Annotated in this window: 17 protein-coding genes; 15 read left to right on the top strand and 2 right to left on the bottom strand. The window is 65.8% G+C overall.

Features of this window, described 5'->3' with window-relative positions; all coding sequences use genetic code 11:
- Positions 1-118 precede the first annotated feature (118 nt).
- From QZY03_RS14875 to QZY03_RS14820, 12 genes are all read left to right on the top strand, one after another.
- Entirely contained in the window at positions 119-334 is a 216-nt protein-coding gene (locus QZY03_RS14875) for a helix-turn-helix domain-containing protein (protein ID WP_295582339.1), read from the top strand.
- A 4-nt stretch (positions 335-338) separates the two neighbouring features.
- The gene (locus tag QZY03_RS14870) at positions 339-2,672 is read left to right on the top strand and encodes a protein kinase (protein WP_295582337.1); all 2,334 of its coding nucleotides are present in this window, start codon (positions 339-341) and stop codon (positions 2,670-2,672) included.
- A gap of 38 nt (positions 2,673-2,710) precedes the next feature.
- The gene (locus QZY03_RS14865; protein WP_295582335.1) at positions 2,711-3,106 is read left to right on the top strand and encodes a DUF1257 domain-containing protein; all 396 of its coding nucleotides are present in this window, start codon (positions 2,711-2,713) and stop codon (positions 3,104-3,106) included.
- 63 nt (positions 3,107-3,169) lie between these two features.
- Positions 3,170-4,153 (top strand): SUMF1/EgtB/PvdO family nonheme iron enzyme, encoded by a 984-nt coding sequence (locus QZY03_RS14860; RefSeq protein ID WP_295582333.1) that lies wholly within the window; start codon positions 3,170-3,172, stop codon positions 4,151-4,153.
- A 31-nt stretch (positions 4,154-4,184) separates the two neighbouring features.
- Positions 4,185-4,415, top strand: a complete 231-nt coding sequence (locus QZY03_RS14855) for a DUF6364 family protein (RefSeq protein WP_295582331.1) — start codon at positions 4,185-4,187, stop codon at positions 4,413-4,415.
- The gene (locus QZY03_RS14850) at positions 4,405-4,824 is read left to right on the top strand and encodes a PIN domain-containing protein (protein ID WP_295582329.1); all 420 of its coding nucleotides are present in this window, start codon (positions 4,405-4,407) and stop codon (positions 4,822-4,824) included. Before QZY03_RS14855 ends, QZY03_RS14850 begins: the two co-directional genes overlap by 11 nt.
- A gap of 78 nt (positions 4,825-4,902) precedes the next feature.
- Positions 4,903-5,103: a DUF2997 domain-containing protein gene (locus tag QZY03_RS14845; protein WP_295582327.1), complete on the top strand. Its 201-nt coding sequence runs from the start codon at positions 4,903-4,905 to the stop codon at positions 5,101-5,103.
- Positions 5,104-5,122: 19 nt separating this feature from the next.
- A complete protein-coding gene (locus QZY03_RS14840) occupies positions 5,123-6,715 on the top strand; it encodes an AAA family ATPase (protein ID WP_295582325.1) in 1,593 nt (530 codons plus the stop codon).
- Between the two features lie 275 nt (positions 6,716-6,990).
- Positions 6,991-7,284, top strand: a complete 294-nt coding sequence (gene traL, locus QZY03_RS14835) for a type IV conjugative transfer system protein TraL (protein WP_295582323.1) — start codon at positions 6,991-6,993, stop codon at positions 7,282-7,284.
- Positions 7,281-7,868 (top strand): TraE/TraK family type IV conjugative transfer system protein, encoded by a 588-nt coding sequence (locus QZY03_RS14830; protein ID WP_295582321.1) that lies wholly within the window; start codon positions 7,281-7,283, stop codon positions 7,866-7,868. Before traL ends, QZY03_RS14830 begins: the two co-directional genes overlap by 4 nt.
- A complete protein-coding gene (locus QZY03_RS14825) occupies positions 7,865-8,893 on the top strand; it encodes a type-F conjugative transfer system secretin TraK (RefSeq protein WP_295582319.1) in 1,029 nt (342 codons plus the stop codon). Before QZY03_RS14830 ends, QZY03_RS14825 begins: the two co-directional genes overlap by 4 nt.
- Positions 8,890-10,194, top strand: a complete 1,305-nt coding sequence (locus QZY03_RS14820; RefSeq protein WP_295582317.1) for a TraB/VirB10 family protein — start codon at positions 8,890-8,892, stop codon at positions 10,192-10,194. Before QZY03_RS14825 ends, QZY03_RS14820 begins: the two co-directional genes overlap by 4 nt.
- 269 nt (positions 10,195-10,463) lie before the next feature.
- Here the strand turns inward: QZY03_RS14820 and QZY03_RS14815 are convergent, their stop codons facing one another.
- A complete protein-coding gene (locus QZY03_RS14815; protein WP_295582316.1) occupies positions 10,464-10,784 on the bottom strand; it encodes a helix-turn-helix domain-containing protein in 321 nt (106 codons plus the stop codon).
- Positions 10,768-10,902, bottom strand: coding sequence for a type II toxin-antitoxin system RelE/ParE family toxin (locus QZY03_RS32115; RefSeq protein WP_295613301.1), 135 nt, complete (start codon positions 10,900-10,902; stop codon positions 10,768-10,770). The genes QZY03_RS14815 and QZY03_RS32115 overlap by 17 nt, the downstream gene beginning before the upstream one ends.
- A gap of 38 nt (positions 10,903-10,940) precedes the next feature.
- Here QZY03_RS32115 and QZY03_RS14810 point away from each other — a divergent pair, with 38 nt between their 5' ends.
- The 3 genes from QZY03_RS14810 (at position 10,941) to QZY03_RS14800 (ending at position 17,008) form a co-directional block, all read left to right on the top strand.
- Positions 10,941-11,264 carry an Rpn family recombination-promoting nuclease/putative transposase gene (locus QZY03_RS14810; protein ID WP_295582314.1) on the top strand — a complete coding sequence of 108 codons (324 nt, stop codon included), beginning with the start codon at positions 10,941-10,943 and terminating at the stop codon, positions 11,262-11,264.
- A 541-nt stretch (positions 11,265-11,805) separates the two neighbouring features.
- Positions 11,806-13,962, top strand: coding sequence for a vWA domain-containing protein (locus tag QZY03_RS14805; RefSeq protein ID WP_295582312.1), 2,157 nt, complete (start codon positions 11,806-11,808; stop codon positions 13,960-13,962).
- A gap of 58 nt (positions 13,963-14,020) precedes the next feature.
- Positions 14,021-17,008 carry a tubulin-like doman-containing protein gene (locus QZY03_RS14800; RefSeq protein ID WP_295582310.1) on the top strand — a complete coding sequence of 996 codons (2,988 nt, stop codon included), beginning with the start codon at positions 14,021-14,023 and terminating at the stop codon, positions 17,006-17,008.
- The last annotated feature ends 63 nt before the right edge of the window (positions 17,009-17,071 follow it).

Genomic DNA, 17,071 nt, shown 5'->3' with positions numbered 1-17,071 from the left:
GGGAGAAGATGGATGCCCGGGGAGGGACCCGGGGCGCGGGTCTGCGCTCCCCCTCCCCCCTGGGGGGAGGGGGCCGGGGGGAGAGGGGAACTGCATTTCAATCAGAGTCCGCAACCCAATGACTGAAGAAGAAATCTTAACTTTACAAGACCTTGCCGCCTATCTCAAGATCGCCGAAAAGACCCTCTACGGCTATGCCCAGAAGGGAACCATTCCGGGGATCAAGATCGGCTCGGCCTGGCGCTTCCGCAAGGCCGATATCGACGCCTGGCTGGAGGATCGGCGCAAGCTGACCGAGTCGTCCCGCCGGTCGGCGAAGAAACAGGAGGGCTAAGACCATGAGCGCGGACGGCAGCGTGCGACCCGGCGAGCGCCTGGGCGATTTCCTGATCGAGCGGCCCCTGGGGCGCGGCGGCTTCAAGACCGTCTATGCCGCCCGCAACCTGGCCCCGGCCGCTAACGGCTGGCCGGAGCAGGTGGCGGTGTGCGTGCCCCACGCCCAGGACGCGGAGGCGCGCGAGTTGTTGCGCAATGAGCTGCGGGTGGTGCGTACCCTGAACCATCCGAATATCGTCCAGGAACTGGGCCTGGCGGAGTCCGACGGCGTGCTGTTCGCGGTGATGGAACTGGTGGAAGGCGAGCCGCTCAGCACCGTGCTGGCCCGCCGCGGTCCCTTGCCCCTGGAGGAGGCGATCGAGATCATCCGGCAGGCCGGCGAGGCCCTGGACTATGCTCATGAGGGGTTGGCCATCCACCGTGACATCAAGCCCGCCAACCTGATGCGGCGCCCGGACGGGACCGTGAAAATTCTGGACTTCGGCCTGGCCCGGCTGATGGCCCATTCGCAGTACCGGGCCGCCACCCGGGTCGGCTCGGTCGCCTACATGGCCCCGGAGCAGTTCTCGGGCGCGGCCGGGCTCAACGCGGACCTATGGGGTCTGGGGGTGACCTTTTACCAGTTGCTCACCAACACCCTGCCGTTCCCCGGCCGCGACGAGGGCAGCCTGTTGCGCCAGATCCTGTACGAGCCGCCGGACTTGACGCCGCTCCAAACCGACGCCTTCGATCCGCGCTTGGCGCGGGTGATCGGCAAGGTGCTGGAGAAGGAGCCGGAGCGGCGCTACCAGACCGCCGCGGAGTTGCTTGCGGACCTGCGCGCGGCCCAGCGCCACGGCGCCCTGATCAACCATGTGGAGGGGCAGATCGAGGTCCATCTGCGCGCCCACTTTCCGCTGGTCTGTCTGCAGACCTATGAGGAGGAGCGCGCCTTGGCCTCCTTGCGGCGGGTGCGCGAGGCGATGGCCGAGCGGCGCGCCATCGAATTGTTCGTCTGGAGCGCTACCACCGGGCTGTGCGACCGCGATGGCCAGCCCCTGGCTGGCCAGGGCGGGTCCCAGTCGCGCGGCGACCCGCTGCTGGCCCTGGAGCATGTTTTCCGCGGCCCGGACGAGGCGATCTATGTCTTTCTGGACATGCATCGGCACTTCTCACCGGTGGTGGTGCGCCTGATCCGCGACGCCATCTGGACGGTGAAGCGCGCCCGCAAGAGCCTGGTCTTCGTCGGCCCCTCACCGGTGATCCCGGAGGAGCTGGCAGCCGACGCCACCCTGCTGTTCTATCCGCCGCCGGAGTTGCCGGAGCTGGAGCGGCTGGTGGAGGAGACCGCCGCTGATGCCGGCTGCCCGGCGCCCGACGGGCCGCTCATGGAGACCCTGGCCCGGGCGCTGCTCGGGCTCACCGGGCGCGAGGCCGAGCGGGTGCTGCGCCGCGGTATCCTGAGCCGCGGCGCCCTGGACGCGGGCGCCGCCGAAGCGGTGCTGGCGGATAAGGAGCAGACGGTGCGCAAGGAAGGGGTGCTGGAGTTCTGCCGGCCGACGGTGGGTTTTGCCGACGTCGGCGGGCTTACCGGACTCAAGACCTGGTTCGGCAAGCGCCGCCAGGCCTTCGACCCCGCCGGGCGGCGCTTCGGGCTGCGCCCGCCGCGCGGGGTGGTGCTGGTGGGGGTGCCGGGCTGCGGCAAGAGTCTAACCGCCAAGGCGCTGGCGGCGGACTGGCAGGTGCCCCTGCTGCGCCTGGACTTGGGAAGAGTCTATGCCTCACTGCTCGGCGAGTCGGAGGGCCGGCTGCGCCGGGCACTCGTCACCGCCGAGGCGGTGAGTCCCTGCATCCTGTGGATCGACGAACTGGAGAAGGCGTTCAGCGGGCTGGGTCAGGCGCGCGACAGCGGGGTGGCCAAGCGGCTGTTCGGCACCTTCCTGACCTGGCTGGAAGACCGCCAGGCGGCGGTGTTCGTGGCCGCCACCGCCAACGACATCCAGCGCCTGCCGCCGGAGTTCACACGCAAGGGCCGCTTCGATGAGGTCTTCTTCGTCGGCCTGCCGGGGGCGGGCGAGCGGGCGGGGATCTTTCGTATCCATCTCGCCCGCCGCGGGCGTGACCCGGCCGGCTTCGACCTGACCGCGTTGGCGGCGGCGAGCGCGGGCTACTCCGGCGCCGAGATCGAGGCGGCCGTGGTCGCCGGCCTTTACCGTGCCTTCGCCGAGGATTGCCGGGACCTGACCGATGCGGACCTGACCGCCGCGCTGGTCGAGAGTCCGCCGCTGTCCAAGGCGCGGGCAGAGGAGCTTGAGTATTTGCAACAGTGGGCGGCGAGCAATGCCAGAACGGCGTAGCGCCACAACGCATCCAACGACGACCGGAGCCGACAACGATGTCTCATTTCACCCGCGTCCAGACCGTGATCCGCGACCAAGTCCTGCTGGAGGACACCCTGCGCCAGTTGCACCACCGCTACCAGGCCGGTGAGCGCGTCCCGATCCGCGGTTATCGGGGCAACACCGAGTACGGCCAAGTCGTCATCGACACCGGCAGCCAGTACGACATCGGCTTCCAGCGCCAGCCCGACGAGACCTTCGCCCTCTGCGCCGACTGGTGGGGCGTGCGCGGCAACACCCAACTGCGCGAGGAGAGCTTCACCCAAGCGCTGAACCGCACCTATGCGCATCTCGCGGTGCGCAAGCAGGTGTTGGAGCAGGGGCTGATCATCGAGGAGGAACGGGTCTTGGAGAATGGGGAGATTGAGATCCTGGTGTGCGAGCGGTTTTGAGTCCCCCGACTACCCTCACCCCCCCCCACCAGGGGGGATGGATACGATTTCTTTGGAGCCGCCATGTCCACTGACGCCCAGACACTTCCCCACTACGGTACCCGCGAATGGTTGGATGACGGTTGCCCGCCGCCGCTGGCGGTCAATGCCAAGGACAGCTCGATAATGGTCTATGTCCCCGCGGGCGAGTTCGAAATGGGCGACGGGCGGGACCCCGACTGCCCCAAGCACCAGGTGTTCGTCTCGGCCTACTGGATCGGGGTCTATGCGGTGACCAATGCGCAGTATCTTCGGTTCATGCAGGCGACCCGGCACCCGGCGCCGAACAAAGAGGTGCATGGTGAGGCGGCGGCTTGTCCGGTGACGGACATCTCCTGGGATGACGCCACCGCCTATGCGAGATGGGCCGGGTGCGCGTTGCCGACGGAGGCGCAATGGGAGAAGGCGGCGCGGGGACCCAAGGGCCTGATCTATCCGTGGGGGAAGGATTGGGGTGCCAGCCGGTGCCGACATGATCCGTACAAGCGTTGCACGTGGACCTGTGCAGTGTTCGGTTATCCGGATGGGGTCTCCGGCTACGGCACCTACAACCAGAGCGGCAATGTGTGGGAATGGTGCGCGGACTGGTATGGCAACGACTACTACGGCAAGTCGCCAGCGCGAGACCCGCGGGGGCCGGAGGGAGGCTCGGGCCGGGTGCGCCGCGGCGGTAGCTGGGGGGCGCGGCGGCCCCGGGGGGTTGCGGGGCGCGGGCCGCGACGGGGGGGTGCCGGGTGGCCGCGACGGCCGCCGGGGGTGGCGTCTCGTGAGGCCAGCCTCCCCGTCCGTGCCTTCATGAACACCCAGCATCCCCAGCTTCCGACCCCCAAACACGGCCAACAAGCCCAGCGTGCTCCCGTGCCGCCCGCCGGTAGGCGAGGCGGCAACGGCGAGCACGCGGCCCGGCGCACAGGTGTGGGCTCACTGCCTCTTCTCCCGACCCCTTGGGGGGAGGGGTCGGGGGGAGGCGACGTACTTGATGCCGCCGCGGTCCAAGGTCTATATTGATCCTGTATAACTGTGAGACTGTGGATACGCGATGAAAAATATCACCCTGTCTGTCGATGAAGAGACCTACCGTCGCGCGCGCATTGCCGCCGCCGAGCGCAACACCACGGTCAGCGCCCTGGTGCGCGACTACCTGCGCACCTTCGCCCGCCCCGCCGATATCGACGCGGACCCGACCGCGGCGCTCTTCGCGGCCCTGGATTGCGCCCAAGGCTTTCGGGCCGCCGACCGGATGACCCGCGAGGAGGCCCATGCGCGCTGACGCCTTCATCGATACGAATGTCCTGCTCTACGCGGTCTCGACCGACGCGGCCGAGGCCGGCAAGCGGGCGCTGGCCCGGCAGGTCTTGGGTGGACCGGGCTGGGGGCTGTCGGTACAAGTCCTTCAGGAGTTTTACGTCAACGTGGTGCGGCCACCCTGCGGAGCCATGACCCACACCGACGCGGTGGCGGCGATCCGGCAGTTCCTGCGGCATCCGACGGTCGCATCGGATGCCGCCCTGCTCCTGGATGCCCTGCGTCTGAAGGAGCGCTTCCAGATCGCCTATTGGGACGCGGCGATCATCGCCGCCGCCCGGGTCCTGGGCGCCGGGGTGCTGTATTCGGAGGATCTGAACCATGGGCAGGACTATGACGGGGTGAAGGTGATCAATCCCTTTCCGGCACACTGAGGTGGTTCGGTGCATCTGCTCCGTGTTCATCAACCATGACGCGATTTCGCTTTCCCCGACGAGGAACCGACGATGTCCATGAAGAAAATGAGAATCCGCATCACCCGTGACGGCCGCACCGAGATCCGCGTGGAGGGCGGCGAGGGGGGCAACTGCCTGGACTTCACCAAGGCTATGGAACAGGCGCTCGGCACGGTACAGACGCGCGAGCTGACCGCCGACCATGAGCGGGAGCCCGAGCGGGTCCTGGTCCAGGAGACCGAAGGCGTGACCCTTTAGCCCGCCCCTGGAGACCGCAATGGCCAAGGCCTTCGTCAAAGACCTCGCGACCTACATCCGCGCCGGCTATCCCATCGTCACCATCGTCTCGAGCGAGGAGGACCGGGCACTGGAGCTGGTGGACGAACTGCTGCGCCAGAAAGCGATGTGGAAGCGCCCGCGCAAGCTCTTCGTTTGGTCGGTCTCGCGCGGCTTCGTGGACGCGGAGGGCCGGCCGGTGGCCAAGGAGGATACCCGTCGGCCGGAGCGGGCACTGGCCTTCGTGGCCGGGTATGCCGAGGGTGCGCTGTTTCTGTTCAAGGACTTTCACCCGTATCTCAAAGACAACGCTCCGGACGCCGCGCTCCTGATCCGGCTGCTGCGCGATCTGGTGCCGGAGTTGAAAGGGTCGCCGCGCACGCTGCTGTGGCTCTCTCCGCTGCTGGCGATTCCCACCGAGTTGCACAAGGATGTGACGGTGGTGGACCTACCGCTGCCGAATCCGGCTGAGTACCGGGAGGTGCTGGATCGGCTGGTGGAACAGGTGCGCGACAATCCGACCGTGACTCTGAACCTGGACGACGACGCGCGGGATGCCATCGTCACGGCGTGCCAGGGGCTGACCCGCTCGGAGGCGGAGAATGCCCTGGCCAAGGCGATCGTCAGCCAGCAGGGGCTGACCGGAGCCGATGTGAAGTCCATCCTGGAGGAGAAGGAGCAGATCATCCGCAAGTCCGGCATCCTGGAGTACACGGCCGCGGTGGAGGACTTCGCCGGGATCGGCGGGCTGGGGAACCTGAAGACCTGGCTGCGCCGGCGCAACGAGGGCTTCTCGCAAAAGGCGCGCGACTTCGGGTTGCCCAACCCGCGCGGGGTCATGCTGGTGGGGGTGCCAGGCTGCGGCAAGAGCCTGTGCGCCAAGGCGGTGGCCGCGGAGTGGCAGAAGCCGTTGCTGAAGTTCGACCTGGGCCGGGTCTTCGCCGGGCTGGTGGGCGAATCCGAGGAGCGTATGCGCAAGGCGCTGGCCGTGGCCGAGGGGGTGGCCCCCTGCGTGCTGTGGATCGACGAGTTGGAGAAGGGCCTGTCCGGGATCGGCGGTAGCGGCGACAGCGGGGTGAGCACCCGCGTCTTTGGTACCCTGCTGACCTGGATGGAGGAGAAGACCCAGCCGGTGTTCGTGGTGGCCACCGCCAACGACATCTCCCAGCTTCCGCCCGAGCTGCTGCGCAAGGGCCGTCTTGACGAGATCTTTTTCGTCGACCTGCCGACCCCGCGTAACCGTGCGGAGATCCTGATGATCCACTTGGGCCGGCGCAAACGCGCGCCCACCGACTACGACATCGCCGGCGTGGTGCGTGCGACCGAAGGTTTCAGCGGAGCCGAACTGGAGGAACTGGTGATCAACGCACTCTACGAAGCCTACGCGGATGCGGGGCAGGAACTGCGGACCGAGCACCTGCTGAAGTCCGCGCACGAGATCATCCCGCTGGCCCGCTCCCGGGCGCGGGACGTCGCGACGCTGCGCCAGTGGGCGACAACCAACTGCCGCCAAGCCGCGGAGGCCGAGACCGCCGAGGCGGACGCTCCGATCGACACCATCGCCGGGCGCCGGGCGCGCATGGTCGATCTGTAGGGGCGCTGGCCCCATAGTGGGGCTTCGGGAACGGGATCGGAGCGCCGGGTGACGCCAAACGCGTGCATCCACGCGACGTCGTAAGGTGCAGGTGGTCCAAGATGGTTGCCGCGTTCAGGGTTACACCGTGAAGTTTCGACGAGCATCCTGAATCGAAACTCACGCCCGGTGCGGATGTCCTCGGTCTTGGGTCAACCCCCCTTTCCCGCATTCCCCCCAATAATCCGCACCTTCAGCGCTCACGGTCCTCGCCCACCGCGCAGCACACTGCGCCCATGGCTGACCCCACCGAAATCCCCAAATATATCGACGATCCACCGCTGATCCTGCTGTGGCGCGTCGACGATCTCGTGCCCATCGTCCTGTGTCTGATCATCGGGATCTTCACCGGCAGTCCCAGCACGATGTTCAAACTGATCATCCTGGGCGTGCTCCTGGTGCGCCTGTATTCCAAGTACCGCGAGCGGCGCCCCGACGGGCACGCGCTGCATGTCCTCTATTGGTACGGCCTGCTGCCCCTGCGCGGGCGGACCACCCCCAATCCGTTCTGTCGGCGGTGGCTGCCATGAACCTCCAGCGCTTTCTCGCCACCTGGGCCGGGCTGACGCTGGAGAACCGGGTCAATCGCATCATCATCCTGCTGCTGATCGGCGTGAACTGCGTGCTGGCGGTGACGATCAACCAGACCGATCGCACCGTGGTGTTGGTGCCGCCAGTGCTGGAAGGGGCGGTCTCGGTCGCCCGCTCCTCGGCCAGCCAGGAGGTTCGGGACGCCTGGGCGCTGTTCGTCGCTGAGCTGCTCGGTAACGTCACCCCCACCAACGCCGAGTTCCTGATCAAGGCCCTGGAGCCCTTGCTGTCACCGGCGCTGCGGGTCGACGTGCTGCGCGTCCTGGACGCCCAGGTCGCCGAGATTCGCCGCGAAAAGGTCAGCCTGGCCTTTGAGCCGCGGGCGGTCAGCCGGGATCCGGCGAGCGGCACGATCTACATCACCGGCACCCACGTCACCAGCGGACCGGCGGCCAAGCCGGTCAGTACCGCGCGCACCTATGCCCTGCGGATCGAGTTCAAGAACTATCGGCCGGTCGTGGTCTTCCTGGATTCCTATCCGGGGGAGCCGCGCGTCGGCGCAACCGTCGGGAGCCCGCGATGATCCGCCAACCGACCCTGCTCGCCCTGTGCATGGCGCTCGCGCTCGGCACGGCCCAGGCCGCCCCGGAGCCCGATGCCGGGGCCGCGATCCCGCGAGTCTCCTGCGACCTGCTGGATGTTCGCACCGCGGCGGCGGGACCGCGCGCCGACCCGACCGGGACCGGGGAAGGCGGTCCGGTGACCGCGCCGCCCATTCGTCAGGTCGGCGGGGCCGCGGCCGCCCGTCGGACCAGCAGTGCCTCCGAGCGGCGTGGCGGCTTGCTGCGCGTCGGGATGGGGCAGTCGGGGTCCGGGGCGATGGAGCTGGGACCCCGCAACGTCACCCTCGCCGCGGGCACCACGGCGTTGATCGAGATCGCTATCGACCATCTCAATCGCATCGTCACCCCGTTTGCGAATCCGGTGGTGCGGACCGTCTCGGCGGCCAGTACCAGCGTCGATGGCCCGGTGGTCTACGTGGCCACGTCCACCGAGGAACCCGTGTCCCTGTACATCAGCGACGGCCAGAGCAACGACCTGGCGTTGTCGCTCACCCTGGCCCCGCGGTACGTCCCGCCGCGCGAGATTCGCCTGACCGTGCCCGGTTATCACGGCAAGGGCGCGAGCGGCGGGGTACCCGACAGTGGCCAAGCGGCGTTGCCGCCGGTCGGGGGAGGAGGGCGCAACGGCAGCGATTCCTACGTGGCCGGGATCACTGACCTGTTGCGCGCCATGGCCCAGCGCCGCCTGCCGGCCGGCGTCCAGGTCAATGGCCGCGGTCCGCACGCGCACTGCGCGCCAGGGCTCAAGATCACCAAGGCACAACTGACCCAAGGGGCGGGCGCCACCGTGCTGACCCTCGGCGTGCGCAATGCCGGCACCAGTACCGTCCTGGTCAACGCGTCCGCCTGCGACCTGGACCAGGGCCGCGTCGCGGCGGTGGGCGCCTGGCCGTTGCAGACGCTGGCGCCGGGGCAGGCGACCGAACTGTTCCTCGTCCTCCAGGAGGGCGCGGTGGCGACGGCGCTGCGCGAGACACCCCGGTGATCACGCTCAAAACCCAGTGGGCCGCCCTGTCGCCCGGCGTCCAGCGCGTGGTCGCCTGGGGGGCCGGCGCGTCCGTGCTGCTCGTCCTGGCCGCGCTCGCGGTGCAAAGTGCCGGACCCCCGGCCCCCAAGGGGACCGCCCAGGAGACCCTGGTGCGCAACCTGCTCACCGATACCGATCCGCGCTCATTGGGCATTGAAGGGCTCGCCGCCCGGTTGGAGCGTATGGAGCACCATGTCGATGACGTGAAGCAGGCGTTGGCGAAACCCCCGGACCCGCCGGCTGTACCCCCGGTCGATCCCGCGGTGGTCGAGGCGCAACGTGTCGAGATGGCGCAGTTGAAGAATGAGTTGGAGAGCCTCCGCCGCCAGATGGCCGTGACCAAGCCGACGCCCCCGACGGGGTCGCCGTCCGCCGTACGGCCCCCAGGGCGACTGGCCGAGCCGGCGCCCCCGCCGCCCCCGCCGCCCCCGGTGCCGACCGCACCAGCGTCGTCGGGCGAGCGGCCCCTGAATCACCTGTTCAGCCCGCCGACCACCCCCGCGCCCAGTCCCGCGGTGCCAGGCGCGCACGCGAGCGGGGCCGGCCGCGCGCTGGACATCCGCGTGGTCAGCGCTACGCCACCGCCCGCGCCGCCCGCCGGTCGACCCGCCGTCCCGGCCCCCGGCGAACTCTTTATCCCCGCCGGCAGCATCCTCAGCGGGGTGCTCCTCAACGGCCTGGACGCCCCCACGGGGCAGGGCGCCCGGCAGCAGCCGACCCCGGCCCTGATGCGGATCAAGCACGATGCGATTCTGCCCAACCGGTTCCGTGCGGACGTCAGGGAATGCTTTGTGATCGTCGGCGGCTTCGGCGATCTGGGGTCGGAGCGCGCCTACCTGCGTGCTGAGACCTTGACCTGCGTGCGCACCGACGGGGGCGTCATCGAGGTCCCGCTCGACGCCTATGCGGTCGGCGAAGACGGCAAGGTCGGCATCCGTGGCCGACTGGTCAGCAAGCAGGGCGCCCTGCTCGCCAAGGCATTGCAGGCCGGCTTCCTGACCGCGTTCTCGAAGGTGTTCACCCAGGTTCCGGCGACGCCGTTCAGCAACGCAGCGACCGGCGGCCAGGTCCAGTTCCAGTCCATGTTCACCCCCCAGGCGGCCGAGGCCGGTTTTGCCGGTGGGGTCGGCGGGGCCATGGACAAGTTGGCCGACTATTACATGAAGATGGCAGAGAACACCTTTCCGGTGCTCGAAGTCGATGCGGGACGGGGGATCGAGCTCATCATCAACAAGGGCACGTCGCTCAAGCTGAGATAGGGTCGACACCGGCGCTGACACCCCTTCAGGATCTTCAGGTCAAGCGCCCTGGCCCCCGTGCCCGCGCGGGAGGTGCGTGCAACGTCATCCGGTGGCTGACCGCGCCTTGGCCGATCCCGGCGACTTCAGCCGTCGCGAATCAACCCGCGGCTTGCGTGACAGCGTCCAGCCAGGTCGCCCCATCCGGACTATCGAGGAGCGTCTCGGCCAGGTCTTCCAGGGCCTCGGCTTTGGCAATCTGCTCAAGCAGTGGCCCGCTGCGCTCGGCATCACAGCAAAGCGTCGAGCCCTTTGCGATCGAGAAGACTCAAGAGTTTCAACGATGGACCGCTGGGGTGCTTGGAGCCGATCTCCCATTGCCGCACCGTCGATGCGCTGGTGTTCAATACGCAGGCAAGAACGGTCTGGCTCAACTGGTAGCGATCACGCAGGGCACGGATGTGCTCGCGGGTGTAGGGCGGGATGGGATCAAGGCACAGGGCGTCGAAGTACCGCATCCGCCGCTTGTCGATGAATCCCGCGTGATGCAGGTCTTGGGCGGTCTCGTGGACGGCCGCCAGTATGCCGCTCGACTCACTCTTGGTTGTCATCGCAAATCTCGTCCAATCCCGCCTCCATCGCCACGACCGCCGCGCAGAGGGTCTGGTCCGTTAGTTCGGTTTTGCGCATCCAGCGGGAAAAATGGCGTGTCTTGAAGATCTTTCGCATGGCTGGAATGGTAACACTTAGAGTTACAGTTCCCTGTCTTGCGCGAACGAGAGACTGAGACACTTGCCCTGCGAACGCAGACACACGAGCCTGCACCGCCATGGACGAGCTCGGCCGCCCCACGACCGCTACCCCGGGAGAGCTTCGGACGCCTGGAGATTGCCCGGGATTTTTTGCTCCAGACCCTCCCCGCGGCGCTCCTGGCCGAGATCGATCGCACCACCCTGGAAATCGCCAAGGACTCCGACGTGGGCGAGGACTTGAGCGAAGATTGCTCGGACCTCGTGTACCGGGTCGCCTGCCATGGCGGCGAACTCCCGGTCCATCTGCTGCTTGAGCACAAGCGCCGGCCGGAGCACTGAATCCGGCTCCCGTTGCTTCGTTACGTGGTCGCTTCGGGGGAGGCGTACCGCACACCGCACCCACAGGCGCGGCGGCCGCCGCCGGGTTACCCGTTATCGATCGTTACATTGAGCAAGGCCGGGAACAGGGTGGAGCCAACGTCCTTTCTGCTCACGGCTTCAACTTGTGGGAATTCAAGCAATTGCTAAGGGTGGCCGACACGTCTCAGCGAGCGGCAATAGGGGCTCGCGGCGCCGCGCGGGCTTGAAAGGTCGCTTGCGGCGATTTTGGAAGCACCGAAATCCAATTCCATCTAGAATTCCCTGATCGAAATACTGGTTGGACTCCGGGGACGTTCCGGGATGGAGCCGAGTTTTTATGTCGCCCCCCAGGTTCGGCGGATTCCGGTCAGGTGCTGGATCAGGCATGGAGCGGGTGAAACCCATGAAACGTCTTCCGATGGCGACCGCCAGGCTGTTCCGCGCTCCCCTCAGTTCCAGCCGCTTGCCGGTGGGTACGAGGGGACCGGCGGGACGCTTGCCATTTTTCTGGCTAGCGCTCATGTTGGCCATTGTCCTACTCGTATCATTGGTATTGTCGGGTTGCTCCCGGCACGATCTGCCCGCGGGGGGCGCGCCGCCAGGCACCTTACCGCCGGGCGCCGAGGCATCGCAGCCATCGGTCGACTTCGTCGTCCTCATCGACAACTCCGCCAGCATCACGCCGCCCGAGCAAGTGATCATCCGCGAGGCGACCATGCTCCTGGCGGACCTGGCAGATCCGGGTGACCACATCGCGGTCGTAACCTTTGGCGAGGCGCCCAAGGGAAAGACCGTCATCTCACGGCGCCTGGTGACTGACGCCGATCGCGACGCCTTCAAGGCCGCGGTAAAGGGTGAAGTCGATTTCCGTGAGAAGTTCTCCGACATCCGCGCCGGCATCCGGCACTTGGCCGATGCCCGGGACGAACTGCTCCCAACCCGCGACGCGATCCGCGCGGCGGTGCTGTTCAGTGACGGCAAACTCGAACCCAAAGACCGACAGACTGCCGCCGCCTTCGCGCAGATGCAGACGGACCTGCGCGGACCACTCGCTGGCCTGCCCATCTATGCCGTCGTCCTTGGCGATACCTCCAGCCGCCAGCCCATCCCGGGGTTGCCCGACCTCACCGGCCTGACGCTCATGTCTGGGCACCTCGCGTCCTCGCCGACCCACTTTTACCACGCCCGGACGCTGGAACAGTTGCCGGAGATCGCAGTGACCATCCTCAACGACACCAAGGGTATCTCAACGCTTGGGGAAGATGGTGGTGCAGCCTTCCGAGTCGACAGCACGGTCGAATTGATGAACCTGATCGTGCGCAAGCGTTCGCCGGGGTCATCGCCGGGATCAAAGGGTGACGCCGAGCTGCCCACGTCCGCCCAGATCGAACTGGTTCCCCCCGCGATCACTGCCATCCCCGGCGAGGCGTCGCCGGCCGACGCGCCGGATTCGGTTTACCGCAATCGCGACTACCAGCACTTCGATCTCTTCGTGGTCCGTAAGCCTCGCCCTGGCATCTGGACGGTCAAGTGCACGGATGGCAAGACGCCGCGGGTCCTGAGCAAGATCGTGTCGCCCGTCAAACTCCGCGAGCACATACCACCGCAGATCGCCGTCAACGAAGTCGGCCTCTTGCAGGCCTGGCTCTACGATGAACGGAGCAAGCGCCGCATCACCGATGGCTACCAGTTACAGGCAAAGATCGCCGAAGTGGGCGCCTTGGACGTCTCCCTGGTCCAAGTGCCGCTCACGGACGATGAAAAGAGCGGCGTCCATTCACTGGTTTTGCCTGAGGGGCCGTTCACGGCTCTCGGCAAGGCGCCCGCCCCGGGCCGCGTCGAATTGCAAGTGATCGCCACCAAAGATGGCGATCCCTGGTTCCTGCGTCGCTCCCCACCCCGGACCCTGGAGGTCCAGGAACCGCTCATGGAGTGGCGCACGCTGCCGACGCCCCTGCGGCCCATCCCCTTCGTGACCAAGGATCTGGTTCTGGGCGGCAGCATCGCCAAGGCCCGTTATCAGGACCTCGGCTTTGAGACCCCGGCGACCCTGCGCATCCTCCTCGAACGACGCGATCCCGCCACGGGGACCTACAGCCCGGTGCTGGAACAACAGGTCCCGGGCACTGCGGTCGGAGATCGCCTGGAGTTCCTGGTGTCGACCCCCGTCCCCGACTATGCCGACTACCGCTATAGCTACACCCTGACCGGCCGGCTCGGAACTGGCGAGTTCCGCATGCAAAGCCAGACCGAGTATTTCCGCGTGGAGCCCCCTTGGGTGCTGGTCGGGCTGGCCGCCCTCGTCTTTCTGGCCCTACTGGAACTTGTCTCGGTTTTGACGGCGAAGGTCCGCGGACAGGTGCAGCTTGATAAGACGGGCCGTAACCCCGGGTATGCTGCCGTGCGGGTGTCCCCGCGGCGGGAGTGGCTGAGCACCGCGGTGCCAACCGCGGAGGTGGATCTGGGGACCACCCGCGTGCGGATTCGCCCCCGGCGTCATCTGTTCCTGTTTAAGCGGTTGTGTGTGTCGGTGACCAGGGGCTCTGATGTGAGACTGGACAGTAGCCCAATCAGCGGCACGGCTTACATCTGCGTCAAAGCGCGCGGACAGCACAGCTTGCGCTTCAACCTCGCGGACGGAGACTCTGTAGACGCCACGCTCAGACTACGCGTCTAGCGATAGCCCGAGAAACCAACGAAATCATCAGTAGCTGAGAGAGGAGGGCAGGAGAATCATGCCGCATACCAAGCCGGAATTTCGCAAGACCTTACTCATCGGGCTCGGCGGCGCCGGGCAGCAAATCGTGCTACGCACCAAACGCTTCTTCCTCGACACCTATGGCGTCGTCCCGCCCTCGGTCAAGATCCTGTGCCTCGATACCGACGATGAAGCGTTGAAAATGCGCTCGCAGACGCACGATGCGACTTATGCCATCGAGCCCAGCGAATTCATGCACCTGAAGGTGGATGATCCGCCCGGATTCATTCGTGCATCCAAGACAGTCCAGGATTGGTATGTCGGCCAGGGGCCGGTCAGTGCCATCAGCCATGGCGCCGGCGCCGTGCGGCAGAATGGCCGCTTGGCCTTTTTCCACGGCATCAACGAGATCCGCCAGCGCATCGACATCCTGTTTGCGGAGCTCAACGACGTACGTCTACCGCACAAGATGGCTTCGGCGGCTGAGCAGCTTGGTTCGACGACCGACTTTGCGCTCTCCCACGACGCGACCGAGGTCTACGTGTGCGGCTCCGTGGCGGGCGGCACCGGCAGCGGGACCTTCATCGACTGCGGCCTGTTATTGCGGGCGAAGGAGCACAACGCCCACATCCACGGTTTTTTCCTGCTGCCCTGGGTCTATCGCAATAAGTCCTTCGCTTACCGGATTCGCCAGAATGCCTATGCCGCACTGGCGGAACTGGATAATCTGCAAAGCGTGAGGTTTGACGATGAGACTTTCTATCAATACGAGATCGACTACGGGGACCTCCATGTCAAGGTCAACAAAGCCCCCTACGACCTCTTCCATGTCATCGATGGACGTAACGATTTCGGCCAGAATATTGACAGCGTCCATGATCTCTGTGATGTTGTCTCCAACGCCATCTTTCTGTCCATGGGATCGATGTCGATTCCCATCAAGAGCGTAAATGATAATCTCGCGTCCTTCTTGGGCTCGCAAGACCCTAAGATGTGGAATAATCGCTACGCGCGTTACTCCAGTCTGGGCATCAGCTCGCTGCATTATCCGGCCCAGGAACTCCACCGTTGGATCGGCGCCGTGCGGGCCCTTGAAATCTGTCGAGAAGCCAGGCGTCGTCTGGAGTCGGGGGCCGATGTCTCCGCCGGCGCGCGGGTCGGCGCCGACATTGGTCAACAGGCGTCACAGGACGTCGATCAGTTCATCACCCAACTCAATCTGCACCGTAACAACGTCCAGGCGAAACTTTGTCCGCGGCGCTCGCCCGTTTCCTTTCAACTGGAAGCCTATGAGATCGCCGACGCCGACTTCGCGTCCCTGCTGAAGAATCGGCTTGCCGGCGAGACGACCGCGTTGGCAAAGGCCTTGACCAAGGCCGCCGCTGAGGGCCAAGGCCCGGTCTTTCTCGAGCAAACACTGCGCAGCCTGCGCCAAGCGATCAGCCGGATCGAAGCGGCCCCCGAGTTCGACCGGACCTATCGTCGCGACTGGGGCCAGCGCCTGTTTGAGCACGTCAGTGGTTTGCGCGATGAGGCTGCCAAAGATCTGAACGAGGCGACGGAAAAGTGGCACAACCTGGAGCAGGATGCCAATGGACTGTTCGAGATTGTCGAGAAATCCAGCTACATTCCCTGGATTGGCGGGCATCGCAAGTCGGCCGCCAACGCGTGGGCGGAACGGGCTGGAGATCTGCTCACTGCACGCCAGACGGTGAATAACCTGGAGCAGGAAAAGGCCTGCTATGAGCGCCTGCTGGTTCTGGTCGACGCCGCCAAGGCGACCAGTGTCCCGGCAGCCTCTGAGATCCTCAAGGCCCTGCTGGCGGTCGACACACGGCTGCAACAGCGGGTGTCTCAGGAGGGAAAAGGCCTCGAGGTGCTGCGCACCCGTCCGAACCACGTCCTGCTCGGCAATGGCAATACTTTCATAGTCCCCTACGCCGGCAAGGGCGACACGGCTGGCGGTCAGCGCATCCTGAGTTCCGGCGCCAAAGACCTTGGGCCGACCTATGAGGAATTCGTCAGAGATGAAGCGATCCATTCCGCAGAGCGTTATGTAGACCTGTACCGCGAGTCCCCGGACCAGCTCGAAAAACTGTTTCTCGGCTATTGCATGAAGCGGCTGGACTATATCCCCACGGTGACGGCCGATCAGGCATTGGAGACTCTGGCTCTGGAGTCAGGTGACCCGGATGGGTTCCTGCATGAGCAATTCGATCACCTGATCCGGCTGGCTTCGCCGTTGTGGCGGTACGAACGCGGCCGACTCAATGCGAGCCAGGAGGCATTGTTGGATAAGATCATCAATATCGGCTTCCAGGATCACGCCAAAGACCTCCCGACCTACGGTCAAATTGCCGACGACGCGAAGTTCCGCTTTCACATCCGCTCGAGCCTCTCCTTCTCCACCACCGGCGACCCCCATCGCGTATGGATGCTTTGTTATGGCGCGGCCCTGCCGACCTACTACCTCGATGGCATGGCCGAGGCCAAGCGACTCTACGAAGAGCAGATCTCTCCAACCTACCATATCGATCGCCGCTTCGAGATGAATGTCCCGGACCTGATGCCGGAAGGGGAAAACGACAACCTCGCGCTGCGGCTCCTGGGCATGGCCATCGTCCCGGGCATCGACGTGATTCAGGATGAGAAGCTCAACAAGGGACACAAGTTCACCTTCGACAATGACGCCGTCCGAGCCCTGAACTTCGGCGAGCCGCTGGTGTGGCGGTTGTTCCGGACGATGTACGCGGATATGAGCTCAAATGTCGACGGCCTGCTCGATATTCTGTGCGCGCACCTGGTCCGGAGGGTTCAAGGACTGGACCCGGCGGTCTTGCGGTCCTGCATCGAGCAGCATATCGCGAAGCTGGAGGAAAAATTGGCGCACCGCGACTTCTCGCGCCTGTGCAGCGCCCGTTTGACCTACCGCGAGATCAATGCGCTCAGAGCCTGTCTAGGAACTAACATATTGATTTTATATTGTAAAAATCGTAGAATTATCGGATTTTACGCGAAACTGTAATCTCATTCGCCGATTCCACTATGACAGAAAAAGATGATCAATTGCAAGAGAGGTACCCCAGCG

The organism is uncultured Lamprocystis sp. (assembly GCF_903933125.1).
Classification (GTDB): Bacteria; Pseudomonadota; Gammaproteobacteria; order Chromatiales; family Chromatiaceae; genus Thiodictyon.
Note: the sequence above shows the minus strand (reverse complement) of the source record. Positions and strands in the feature narration are given on the sequence as shown.

Excerpts from the sequence above, each read along its gene's own strand:
- QZY03_RS32115 (WP_295613301.1), bottom strand. The coding sequence starts at position 10,902 with ATGCGAAAGATCTTCAAGACACGCCATTTTTCCCGCTGGATGCGCAAA.
- QZY03_RS14815 (WP_295582316.1), bottom strand. The coding sequence starts at position 10,784 with ATGACAACCAAGAGTGAGTCGAGCGGCATACTGGCGGCCGTCCACGAG.
- QZY03_RS14855 (WP_295582331.1), top strand. The coding sequence starts at position 4,185 with ATGAAAAATATCACCCTGTCTGTCGATGAAGAGACCTACCGTCGCGCG.
- QZY03_RS14805 (WP_295582312.1), top strand. The coding sequence starts at position 11,806 with ATGTTGGCCATTGTCCTACTCGTATCATTGGTATTGTCGGGTTGCTCC.
- QZY03_RS14840 (WP_295582325.1), top strand. The coding sequence starts at position 5,123 with ATGGCCAAGGCCTTCGTCAAAGACCTCGCGACCTACATCCGCGCCGGC.
- QZY03_RS14800 (WP_295582310.1), top strand. The coding sequence starts at position 14,021 with ATGCCGCATACCAAGCCGGAATTTCGCAAGACCTTACTCATCGGGCTC.
- QZY03_RS14875 (WP_295582339.1), top strand. The coding sequence starts at position 119 with ATGACTGAAGAAGAAATCTTAACTTTACAAGACCTTGCCGCCTATCTC.
- QZY03_RS14870 (WP_295582337.1), top strand. The coding sequence starts at position 339 with ATGAGCGCGGACGGCAGCGTGCGACCCGGCGAGCGCCTGGGCGATTTC.
- QZY03_RS14850 (WP_295582329.1), top strand. The coding sequence starts at position 4,405 with ATGCGCGCTGACGCCTTCATCGATACGAATGTCCTGCTCTACGCGGTC.
- QZY03_RS14860 (WP_295582333.1), top strand. The coding sequence starts at position 3,170 with ATGTCCACTGACGCCCAGACACTTCCCCACTACGGTACCCGCGAATGG.
- QZY03_RS14830 (WP_295582321.1), top strand. The coding sequence starts at position 7,281 with ATGAACCTCCAGCGCTTTCTCGCCACCTGGGCCGGGCTGACGCTGGAG.
- QZY03_RS14865 (WP_295582335.1), top strand. The coding sequence starts at position 2,711 with ATGTCTCATTTCACCCGCGTCCAGACCGTGATCCGCGACCAAGTCCTG.
- traL (WP_295582323.1), top strand. The coding sequence starts at position 6,991 with ATGGCTGACCCCACCGAAATCCCCAAATATATCGACGATCCACCGCTG.
- QZY03_RS14825 (WP_295582319.1), top strand. The coding sequence starts at position 7,865 with ATGATCCGCCAACCGACCCTGCTCGCCCTGTGCATGGCGCTCGCGCTC.
- QZY03_RS14845 (WP_295582327.1), top strand. The coding sequence starts at position 4,903 with ATGAAGAAAATGAGAATCCGCATCACCCGTGACGGCCGCACCGAGATC.